This window comes from Frankia sp. R82, from assembly GCF_023716925.1.
Taxonomy (GTDB): domain Bacteria; phylum Actinomycetota; class Actinomycetes; order Frankiales; family Frankiaceae; genus Frankia.
The window spans coordinates 1-10,561 of record NZ_JAMQQG010000350.1 but is presented as its reverse complement, the minus strand read 5'-3'; the positions used below and the strand labels follow the sequence as shown (position 1 = coordinate 10,561).

Genomic DNA, 10,561 nt, shown 5'->3' with positions numbered 1-10,561 from the left:
GGCCGGGCCGCGGCGACGGCGCAGTCCGGCGCGGATGGCCGGCATCTCCTCGGTGGGCTGGCCCGAACCGACCCGCGCCGTCCCGGCCGCGGGGCCGGGCACCATCGAACGCGGACGCAGCCGGGGCCGGACCCGGGGTAGCGCGTGCGGTGAGGTGACGTCACCGGCGGCCAGATGCGGCGGCGGTGGGCCGATCAGTTCGTGCACGGCCCGCACGACCTTGGGCTGGCGGGCCCGGTCCTCCCCGCGAAAGCCCGTCTCCAGCTCGTGCCCGTCATACGACCAGGCCACGACGATGAGCCGGCCCGGCGCCGCGACCTTGCCGGCGTGGGCCCGCTCCAGCCGCGCGCCACGCACCGCCTCGCGCGGGATCCAGAACGTCTCGTTGCCGCGGTCGACCCGAACACCCGTCTCGTAGACGCTCAGATACCCGCCGATACCGCCACCGAGCCCGCGGGCGGAGACCCACTCCAGCCAGTGGCCGGCATCGACCGTGCCCAGGTACGTCCCCCGCAGCGGGGCGGCAAGTACCGTACCGGGTTCGGCCGGCGGCTCGGGCAGATCGGGCAGGTTCTCCTCGTCCCGCTCGGCGCGGTTGCGCCAGACCCGGGCCAGGGTGCCGATCACGGCCACGAGCACCAGCAACAGGCCGACGACCAGCAGCACCCGCAGGCCCAGCCGAGCCTGGGCGGAGCCCGCCGCCAGCACGAACGACCCGGTGGTCGGCAACGATCCGCTCATACGATCTTCCCGTCCAGCACGGTGGGCCGCCCACGCAGAAACGTCGCGCGCACGGCACCCGGCAGGGACCGGCCCGCATACGGGGTGTTGCGGCTACGGCTGGCCAGGGCGTTCGGGTCGACAACCTGCCACGGCGTCGGGTCGAGCAGCGTCAGCGTCGCGGGCGCGCCCACCGCCACCGCTGCGTTCGCGTCGGGGGCGGGTCCGGGCAGGCCGCCGATGCGGGCCGGGGCCAGCGCCATCCGGTCGGCGACGCCGGCCCAGTCCAGCCGTCCGCCGACGACCATCGTCTCGATCACCACCGACAGGGCCGTCTGCAGACCGAGCATGCCGGGCCGGGCCGCGGCCCACTCGGTCTCCTTGTCCTGGGCGGCGTGCGGGGCGTGGTCGGTGGCCACGCAGTCGATGGTGCCGTCGGCCAGGCCCGCGCGCAGCGCCGCCACGTCGGCCGCGGTGCGCAGCGGCGGGTTGACCTTGAAGACCGGGTCGTAGCTGCTCGCCAGATCGTCGGTGAGCAGCAGGTGGTGCGGGGTGACCTCGGCAGTGACCCGCCAGCCCTTCGCCTTCGCCCAGCGGATGATCTCCACCGAGCCGGCGGTGGAGACGTGGCAGATGTGCAGCCGGGAGTCGACGTGCCCGGCGAGCAGCGCGTCCCGGGCGATGATCGCCTCCTCGGCGACCGCCGGCCACCCCGGCAGGCCCAGGCGTGCGGCCACCACACCCTCGTTCATCTGGGCGCCCTCGGTCAGCCGTGGCTCCTCGGCGTGCTGGGCGACGACACCGTCGAAGGCCTTGACGTACTCCAGCGCCCGGCGCATGAGCTGCGCGTCGGACACGCAGTGTCCGTCGTCGGAGAACACCCGCACGCCCGCGGCGGATCCGGCCATCGCACCGAGTTCGGCCAGGCGCTGCCCGTCCAGGCCGACGGTGACCGCGCCGACCGGGCGCACGTCGCAGTGACCGGCGTCGACCCCGAGCCGGTAGACCTGTTCGACCACACCGGCGGTGTCGGCCACCGGGTTGGTGTTGGCCATCGCGAACACCGTGGTGAAGCCGCCGAGCGCCGCCGCCCGAGTACCGGACTCGACCGTCTCGGCGTCCTCGCGGCCCGGTTCGCGCAGATGGGTGTGCAGATCGACCAGACCGGGCAGCAGGATCAGCCCGTCGGTGTCCAGGATCGCGGTGCCCGGCGGCAGGCCCTCGGTGTCGGGCCCGGTCGAGCCGGGCGGCCGCCAGGCCGCGATCACCCCGTCGGCCAGCAGCACGTCGACCGGCTCGCCGCCGAGCGGACGCACCCGCCGCAGCACCCACGCGTCCCCCGACGTGCTCATGAGACCTCCCCGGAACCACCCAGCAGCAGATACAACACGGCCATCCGCACACTCACCCCGTTCGCGACCTGCTCGACCACCGTCGAGCGGGCGGAGTCGGCGACCTGTGACGCGATCTCCATCCCCCGCACCATCGGCCCCGGATGCATGACCAGAGCATGCTCCGGCAGGTTCGCGGCCCGGTCGACGTCCAGGCCGTAACGACGGCTGTACTCACGTTCGGTCGGGAAGAAGGCCGCGGACATCCGTTCCCGCTGCACCCGCAACATCATCACCACATCACTCTTGGGCAGAACGGCATCGAGGTTGTACGACACCTCGACCGGCCACGAGGAGACACCCAGCGGCAACAGCGTCGGCGGAGCCACCACCGTCACACTGGCACCGAGCGTGGCCAACAGCCAGACGTTGGACCGCGCCACCCGGGAATGCAGCACGTCACCGACGATGGTGACCCGCAGCCCCTCGATCCGGCCGAGCCGGCGGCGCATCGTGAACGCGTCCAGCAGTGCCTGGGTCGGATGCTCGTGGGTGCCGTCGCCGGCGTTGACCACGCTGCCCCGCACCCAGGACGCCAGCCGGTGCGGCGCACCACTGGCCCCGTGCCGGCAGACGACGGCGTCGGCGCCCATCGCCTCCAGGGTCTGCGCGGTGTCCTTCAGGCTTTCGCCCTTCGACACGCTTGACCCGCGCGCCGAAAAATTGATCACATCGGCCGACAGTCTCTTGGCGGCGACCTCGAAGGACGTGCGGGTACGGGTGGAATCCTCGAAGAACAGGTTGACGACGGTCCGCCCGCGCAGGGTGGGCAGCTTGCGCACGGACGCCTCGGCGACCCGGGCCATCCGCTCGGCGGTGTCGAGGATCAGCAGCGCGTCGTCCCGACCGAGGTCCTCGGTGGACAGCAGGTGTCTGTTCACGCCCCGCCTCCGACCGCTGTCCCGCCCGGACCCGTCCCACCTGGCCACCGCGTCATGCGTGGTCCCGTCCCGTCTGCTCGTCGGCGCTGGTCGGGGCGGCTGCGGGCGGCAGAATCAGCACGCCGTCGACGTCGTCGACCTCCCGCAGCCGCACCGCCACCAGTTCCCGGCGCGACGTCGGCATGTTCTTCCCGACGTAGTCGGCCCGGATCGGCAGCTCCCGGTGCCCGCGGTCGACGAGAACGGCCAGCTGCACCGCCCGCGGACGCCCGTAGGCGGCCAGGGCGTCGAGCGCGGCGCGCACGGTGCGCCCGGAGAACAGAACGTCGTCGACCAGGATGACCACCTTGCCGTCGACGCCGCCCTCCGGAATCTCGGTCACCTCGAGTGGCCGAACTCCGCGCAAACGAAGATCGTCGCGGTACATGGTGGGGTCCAGCGAGCCGACCGGAAGATCCACACCTTCGACGGCGTGTACGCGGCGTACCAGCCGGTGCGCGAGGGGTACCCCGCGGGTGGGTATACCGAGAAGCACCACGCCGGCACCACCGGTGGTCTTCTCGAGAATCTGATGCGCCATCCGGCTGACGATTCGAGTGATGTCGTCGGCGGACAGTACTGTCCTGGCAGTGCCTGGACGGCGCGACACGGGGTCACCCGTGGCGGCTGCGGCCACGCGGCATCCCTCCTTCCCCGCCTCACGGGACGGTCCTTAAAGGAGCGGTCCCAGCGACGTTACCAGGGCACTCCGGGCGCGTGAGGCACTGCGGCCAGACGAGGCCGCACGCGTTCGGGGTACCCGGCCAGCCGCTCGCAGGTACCCCTCGCGCATCGTTGCAACGCCAACTATCATCGCGAATCTGTGACTGCCAGTTACCGTGGTGTCTCGTGCACTCGCCGATACGACGATGCGCGGAAGTTCCCGCCAGGCAGGTAGAGGGCGCAACCGGAGGGCTACAGAAAGTGGTACAAAGAAAGAAGCGACACGACCCCCCGGGTGTCGAGCCTCAACCCGGTGGGCACTACTATCGGTAACCGCCGGAGGCACTAGCCCCGGTACCAATGATCAACCACGACAGGAGTGGGCACTCCGATGTCCGACTATGCGAAGGCGCTCGGTGCTCGGCTGCGCGCAATACGCACCCAGCAGGGGCTCTCGCTTCATGGCGTCGAGGAGAAGTCGCACGGTCGGTGGAAAGCCGTCGTCGTCGGTTCCTACGAACGTGGGGACCGCGCCGTCACCGTACAGCGTCTCTCGGAGCTCGCGGAGTTCTACGGCGTTCCCGTCGGAGAGCTGCTGCCCGAGGGTTCCACCGTCGCTCCGCTGGAGCAGTCCCCGCGGATCGTGCTTGACCTCGAGCGTCTTTCCCAGGTCCCCAAGGAGCAGGGCGGCCCGCTCGCCCGCTACGCGGCGACCATCCAGAGCCAGCGCGGCGACTACAACGGTCGGGTGCTCTCCATCCGCTACGAGGACCTGCGTTCCCTCGCGGTGATCTACGACACCTCCCCGAGCAAGCTCACCGAGCAGCTCGTCTCCTGGGGCGTCCTGTCCCCGGAACAGGGTGCGGACGCGACCGCCTCCGACGTCTGAGGCCTGCCGGGCGGCGCTGACCGCCCGCGTCCCACCGCTCGACCCGCTCCGTCCGGTTCCATCCCGGTGCGCACCGCCGGCGCGGCTGCCCAGATTCGCAACGATCGCGGTTGCGTCGCGGCTCTTCCAGCAGTTTCGGCACCACAGCACCGCAGCACTCTCCCGTCGGTACCGCGACCTGCGGTTTCGTCCGTGGCACGACCAGCTTCAACCGACGGGACAACGGCCCCACCGGCGACTGATCGACCAGATTCGCCACCGGACCGGGTACATCCGCACCACCAGCCCTGCCGGGGATATCCCGGTACGTCTCGGCCGGGGATACCCCGGTACGCCGTCACCCCGACGGCGTACCGGGTCGGTACCCCCTCGCCCGCGCCCACCTCGTGGCTGGCCGTAGCCACCTCCCCCGTCCTGTTCCATCGGGAACAGGACGGACATCAAGGCGCCAGCCGCAGACAAAGGGATCACCCGGACGGGCCGGTACGAGCTGCCCGGACCCGCTGACTAGCTGAAAGCGCAGGTCACGGTGCCGAGTCAGGCACCGATGCCGCCGAGGAGGGTGCCGACACCGACCCGGGTGCCGACACCGGGGTCGTGACGGCGGGGCGCACGGCGGCGTCGCCCGCGTCGAGCAGGCTGCCCAGCAAACCGTTCACGAAGGTCGGGGAGCGCTCGGTGGACAGGGACTTCGCCAGCTCGACGGCCTCGTCGATCACGACCCGCTCGGGGACGTCGGGACGCCAGCCCAGCTCCAGCACGGCGATGCGCAGGATGTTGCGGTCCACGGGAGGCATCCGCTCGACCGTCCAGCCCTCGGCGTGCCGGGCGATCCGGTCGTTGATCTCGCGCCAGTGCTCGACGACCCCGGCGACCAGACCCTCGGTGTACTCGGAGACCGGTGGGTCGGCGCGCACCTTGCGGGCGGCGAGGATCTCGGGCACGTGGGCACCGCGCACATCGGCCTCGAACAGGATGTCGAGCGCGCGGCGGCGGGCCTTCGAACGGGCGCTCAGCTCGTCACCCGGCCCAGATAGCGGCCGTCGCGGGTGTCGACCTTGACCTTTTCACCGGTGGTGATGAACAGCGGGACGTTGATGGTCGCGCCGGTCTCGAGGGTGGCGGGCTTCGTTCCGCCGGTGGATCGGTCGCCCTGCACGCCGGGGTCGGTCTGCGCGATGGTCAGCTCGACGCTCGCCGGCAGTTCCACGTAGAGCGGCGCGCCCTCGTGCAGCGCGACGGTGGCGACGGTGTTCTCCAGCATGTAGTCGGCGACGGAGCCGACGACGTCCGGCGGGATGGGGATCTGGTCGTAGGACTCGCTGTCCATGAAGACGAAGTCGGCCCCGTCGCGGTACAGGTAGGTCATCTCGCGACGGTCGACCGTCGCGACGTCGACCTTGAGGCCGGCGTTGAACGTACGGTCGACGACCTTGCCGGTGAGCACGTTCTTCAGGGTCGTGCGGACGAACGCACCGCCCTTACCCGGCTTGACGTGCTGGAAGCCCACGACGTTCCAGAGCACTCCGTCGAGGTCGAGCGTCATGCCGTTCTTCAGGTCGTTGGTGGTCGCCACTGCGCGCCTTCTCCGTTCGGTTGCCGTACTCCGACGGCGGATCGTCGTTGTGCGGACGCCTCGTCACCACGAGACCCCGTAAACCCTCAAAGCCCTGGCACGGCTGAGTCCGGGCTGTCACGAAGGCCGCCCGGTGCCAGGCACACCCGCCCCGCCCGGCCCCACGGGCCGCGCCGGCCGCGAACACAGGCCGGACCCCCTGGAGCGGACCCCTGCGCCGGACCCCTGCGCCGGACCCTTCACGCGGCGGCGATCTGCCGGTCCGCGGGTAAGTCTACCGAGCGACGCTGCGGTACGCCGCAGCGAGCAGGGCGGGATCCGGATCGTCCACGACGATCGTCTCGCCACGGGCGGCCAGCCCGATGAAACGCAGCCGTCGACCGCGGGACTTCTTGTCGATCCGCATCGCGTCGAGCAGCGCCGGCCAGCGCGTGCCGTCGTAGGTGACGGGCAGGCCGATGCGGGTGAGCAGGGTGTGGTGGCGGGCGGCGGTGGCCTCGTCGAGGCCGACCGCGAGCCGGGACAGCTCCGCCGCGAACACCATGCCCACCGAGATCGCCTCGCCGTGGCGCCAGCTGAAGTGCTCCACCTTCTCGATCGCATGGCCGAGGGTGTGACCGTAGTTGAGCACCTCGCGCCGCCCGGCCTCGCGCGGGTCCCCGGAGACGACGTCCGCCTTCACCCGGATGGAGCGTTCGATCAGCTCGGGCAGGTGGGCGAGGCCGCTCGGATCGTCCTCGAGCAGGTCGAGGATGGCGCCGTCGGCGATGAAGCCGGTCTTGACCACCTCGGCGAGCCCGGCGCGCACCTCGACGGCGGGCAGCGAGGCGAGAGTCGCGAGGTCGCACAGCACCGTCAGCGGCTGGTGGAACGCACCGACCAGGTTCTTCCCGGCGGCCACGTCGATGCCGGTCTTGCCGCCCACCGCCGCGTCGACCATGCCGAGCACGGTGGTCGGGACCTGCACCACGTCGACGCCACGCAGCCAGCTGGCCGCGACGAATCCGGCCAGGTCCGTCACGGTGCCGCCACCGAGCCCGATGACCACGTCGTCGCGGGTCAGCCCGGCCCGGCCGAGCACGTCCCAGCACTCGCCGGCGACCGGCAACCGCTTGGCCTGTTCGCCGTCGGGCACCTCGATGGTGTGCACCTCCAGCCCGGCCTGCACCCGCAGATCCTCGACGACGCGGGCGGCGACGGCCCGCAGGGCGACCGGATGGATCAGAACCGCCCGGGTGCGCCCGGCGACGGTCTCGGCCAGACCGCCGAGCACCCCGTCACCGAGAACCACGTCGTAGGGCCGATCCCCCTGCGGTCGCACCGGAATCCGTACGACATCGGCCACGTCGGCCACCCTCACCGGCATGCTCACGACTGCACCTGCCCACTTCCGACGGCGTCCGCGTCCGCCAGGGCCGCGACGACCAGGTCGGCGACCTCGTCAGGCTCCCGGCCGGCGGTGTCGACGACGACCGCCGCAACCTGCGTGTAGAACGGCTCCCGCTCGCGCAGCAGGGCCGCGAGGCGGGTGCGTGGGCCTTCGACCAGCAGCGGGCGGTCCCGGGCCAGACCCACCCGGCGTACCGCGTCCGACAGGCCCACCCGCAGGTAGGCGACCCGGTGGCCGGCCAGCAGCCCGCGGGTGGCCGGGTCGAGGACCGCACCCCCGCCGAGGGCGACCACCCCGGTGTGTTCGGCGAGCGCCGCGGCGACCGCCCGATGCTCTGCGGCGCGGAAGTACTGTTCGCCGGAGTCGACGAAGATGTCCGAGACACTGCGCCCCTCGGCGGCTTCCACATCCGCGTCGGTGTCGCGCAACGTGACGTTCCAACGCCTCGCGAGCCGGGTGCCCACCGTGGTCTTGCCCGCCCCCGGCGGCCCGACCAGGACCACCCGCGGCTCCTGTGACGGTGGCGTCGTCGCCACCGTGTCCCCAACCATGATCGTGTTTCCTCGTCCGCCGGTCTCGTCCGGCCGTCTGCAAAGTGTCATCGGTACCGGCCGCTCTCGTCGTGGGCCGGCCGGCCGCTGATTACGTGCTGGTCGCCCACCGGTGCCGCGCTGGCACGGGCTGCCGTCAGTGGACGGGCAGCGCCTTCAGGTAGGCCTCGCAGTTACGTCGGCTCTCCTCGACCGAGTCTCCGCCGAACTTCTCCAGCGCGGCGCCGGCCAGCACGAGGGCGACCATCGCCTCGGCGACCACCCCCGCGGCGGGCACCGCGCACACGTCCGAGCGCTGGTTGATCGCGACGGCGGGCTCGCCGGTCGCCACGTCGATGGTGGACAGCGGCCGGGTCAGCGAGGAGATCGGCTTCATCGCGATCCGGACCCGCAGCGGCTCCCCGGTGGTCATCCCACCCTCGATCCCGCCGGCCCGGTCAGTGATCCGGCGGACCTGCGGCACCGCGTGCCGACCGGTGCCGCTGATCGGCTCGATCTCGTCGTGGGCGACGGAGCCGCGCCGACGGGCGGTGGTGAAACCGTCCCCGAACTCGACCCCCTTGATCGCCTGGATGCCCATCAGCTCGGCGGCCAGGCGCGCGTCGAGGCGACGGTCGCCGTGGACGTAGCTGCCCAGCCCCGGTGGGCAGCCGTAGGCGAGTACCTCGACGATGCCGCCGAGCGTGTCGGAGTCGGCGTGGGCGGCGTCGATCTCGGCGACCATCCGCGCGCTCGTCGCGCTGTCGGCGCAGCGCACCGGGTCCGCGTCCACCGCCTCGAGGGAGGTCGGCGCGGGCGTGCCCGGGGGCACCTCGACGGCGCCGATCGCCACGACGTGGGAGAGCACCTCGATGCCGTACGCCTGGCGCAGCAGCGCCTTGGCCGCGGTGCCGAGCGCGACCCGCGCCGCGGTCTCCCGGGCGCTGGCCCGCTCCAGGACGGGACGGGCGTCGTCGAAGCCGTACTTCTGCATGCCGGCGAGATCGGCATGGCCGGGCCGGGGCCGGGTCAGCGGCGCGTTACGGCCCAGGCCCGCGAGGGTGGCCGGGTCGACCGGGTCGGGCGCCATCACCTGTTCCCACTTCGGCCACTCGGTGTTGCGCACCACCAGGCTGATCGGACCGCCGAGGGAGACCCCGTGCCGCAGCCCCCCGAGCAGCTCGATCGCGTCACGCTCGAAGCTCATCCGGGCACCCCGGCCATGCCCGAGCCGCCGACGGGCCAGTTCCGCCCCGATGTCCGCACTGGTCAGCCGAATCCCCGCCGGTAGCCCCTCGACCGTGGCCACCAGGGCCGGACCGTGGGATTCCCCCGCCGTCAACCAACGCACCATGACAACCAGTCTTGCACGTCGGACGGCCTGGACACGCCCCGCATGACCAAGCTCGCCTGGCCCCTCAGGTGAGGACGGCGAGCAGCGCACCGCCGAGCAGGAACGGGCCGTAGGCCAGCCGGTCGCGCCGGTGCACCCGGCGGGTGACGAGCAACCCGAGCACGACGACTCCCCCCAGGGCGACCCCGGCGACCATGCCGAGCAGCACGCTCGGCCAGCCCAGCCAGCCCAGTGCGAGCCCCAGCAGCCCGGCGAGCTTCACGTCGCCACGGCCGAAACCATCGCCGGGCAGCCGGTGCAGCACCAGGAACACCGTCCAGCACACCAGCCCCGCCACACCGGCCCGCAGCAGTCGCCCGGGCGTGTCGTCCACCAGGGCGGCGAGCCCGAGCAGCAGGGCGACCACCGGATAGGACGGCAGCACCAGCGGATCGGGCAGTCGGTGCACCCGCAGGTCGATCACGGCCAGCCACACACCGAGCACCGCCAGCCAGGCATAGGCGGGCACCCAGGACGGATGCCGGTGCAACGCCGTGACCACGGCAGCGACCGTCACCGCCGTCGCCGCCGCGAGCGGCCGGGCACCGGGGGCGTCCCGGCGGGGTTGTTCGGGTGCCGGCGCCGGGAACGCGGCGACCACCCGCGGCCCGCAGCCGATGGCGACGGCGAGCGCCACCAGCGTGATCGCGACGCTCCATCCGATCTCCCACACGCCGACCTCCCCGCCCGCTGCCCGCTGCCCGGCGGGTCAGCCGGTGTGGTCGCCGGACGACGGCGGCGCCGCGGCGCGGCGGTCAAGAGCCGCCTGGCCGGCGGTGAACAGGACGCCGGCGGGGACGACCTGGCCGGTGAAGTGCTCCACCTGCCCGACGGCCTGTCCGGCGAGGATCTCCAGGCCGCCGGCGACGCGGGCGCCGGCCCGGTAGGCGGTGGCCGCCAGCTCCGTCGGCCAGGGGTGGTAGAGCAGTTCGACCAGCGGGCAGGTGGCCGGCCAGCGGCGGCGCGCCAGCGGGTCGGTGGCACCGGCGGGAGTGGTGGCCACGACCAGGTCGGGCCCGACCGGCAGGCCGGTGGCCAGCAGTTCCCAGGGCAGCCCGGTGACGGCGATGCCCAGGCGCCCGCCCATCT

General features: G+C 72.4%; 10 protein-coding genes and 2 pseudogenes. 1 reads left to right on the top strand and 11 read right to left on the bottom strand.

Annotated elements, in window-relative coordinates:
• From ND747_RS28285 to pyrR, 4 genes and pseudogenes are all read right to left on the bottom strand, one after another.
• A pseudogene (locus ND747_RS28285) lies at positions 1–741 on the bottom strand (hypothetical protein); the annotation flags it as partial.
• Positions 738–2,072, bottom strand: a complete 1,335-nt coding sequence (locus tag ND747_RS28280) for a dihydroorotase (RefSeq protein ID WP_251737306.1) — start codon at positions 2,070–2,072, stop codon at positions 738–740. The gene ND747_RS28280 and the pseudogene ND747_RS28285, both read right to left, overlap by 4 nt.
• On the bottom strand, positions 2,069–2,992 hold the full coding sequence (locus tag ND747_RS28275) for an aspartate carbamoyltransferase catalytic subunit (protein ID WP_251737305.1): 924 nt from the start codon (positions 2,990–2,992) through the stop codon (positions 2,069–2,071). The genes ND747_RS28280 and ND747_RS28275 overlap by 4 nt, the downstream gene beginning before the upstream one ends.
• 52 nt (positions 2,993–3,044) lie before the next feature.
• The gene (pyrR, locus tag ND747_RS28270; RefSeq protein WP_308204717.1) at positions 3,045–3,668 is read right to left on the bottom strand and encodes a bifunctional pyr operon transcriptional regulator/uracil phosphoribosyltransferase PyrR; all 624 of its coding nucleotides are present in this window, start codon (positions 3,666–3,668) and stop codon (positions 3,045–3,047) included.
• A 417-nt stretch (positions 3,669–4,085) separates the two neighbouring features.
• Between pyrR and ND747_RS28265 the strand changes: the two genes are divergently transcribed.
• Positions 4,086–4,583 carry a transcriptional regulator gene (locus ND747_RS28265; protein ID WP_009742788.1) on the top strand — a complete coding sequence of 166 codons (498 nt, stop codon included), beginning with the start codon at positions 4,086–4,088 and terminating at the stop codon, positions 4,581–4,583.
• Positions 4,584–5,107: 524 nt separating this feature from the next.
• On the opposite strand, the gene nusB is transcribed toward ND747_RS28265, so the two are convergent.
• The 7 genes and pseudogenes from nusB to ND747_RS28230 all read right to left on the bottom strand — a co-directional run.
• The gene (gene nusB / locus ND747_RS28260) at positions 5,108–5,542 is read right to left on the bottom strand and encodes a transcription antitermination factor NusB (protein WP_251737304.1); all 435 of its coding nucleotides are present in this window, start codon (positions 5,540–5,542) and stop codon (positions 5,108–5,110) included.
• A gap of 53 nt (positions 5,543–5,595) precedes the next feature.
• Positions 5,596–6,159, bottom strand: coding sequence for an elongation factor P (efp, locus tag ND747_RS28255; protein ID WP_251737303.1), 564 nt, complete (start codon positions 6,157–6,159; stop codon positions 5,596–5,598).
• Positions 6,160–6,433: 274 nt separating this feature from the next.
• A complete protein-coding gene (aroB, locus tag ND747_RS28250) occupies positions 6,434–7,525 on the bottom strand; it encodes a 3-dehydroquinate synthase (RefSeq protein WP_251737307.1) in 1,092 nt (363 codons plus the stop codon).
• A gap of 2 nt (positions 7,526–7,527) precedes the next feature.
• A complete protein-coding gene (locus tag ND747_RS28245) occupies positions 7,528–8,100 on the bottom strand; it encodes a shikimate kinase (protein WP_251737302.1) in 573 nt (190 codons plus the stop codon).
• A 136-nt stretch (positions 8,101–8,236) separates the two neighbouring features.
• Positions 8,237–9,433 (bottom strand): chorismate synthase, encoded by a 1,197-nt coding sequence (aroC, locus tag ND747_RS28240; RefSeq protein WP_251737301.1) that lies wholly within the window; start codon positions 9,431–9,433, stop codon positions 8,237–8,239.
• Positions 9,434–9,497: 64 nt separating this feature from the next.
• Positions 9,498–10,145 carry a prepilin peptidase gene (locus ND747_RS28235; protein WP_251737300.1) on the bottom strand — a complete coding sequence of 216 codons (648 nt, stop codon included), beginning with the start codon at positions 10,143–10,145 and terminating at the stop codon, positions 9,498–9,500.
• 36 nt (positions 10,146–10,181) lie between these two features.
• Positions 10,182–10,561 (bottom strand): annotated as a pseudogene (locus tag ND747_RS28230) (shikimate dehydrogenase); the annotation flags it as partial.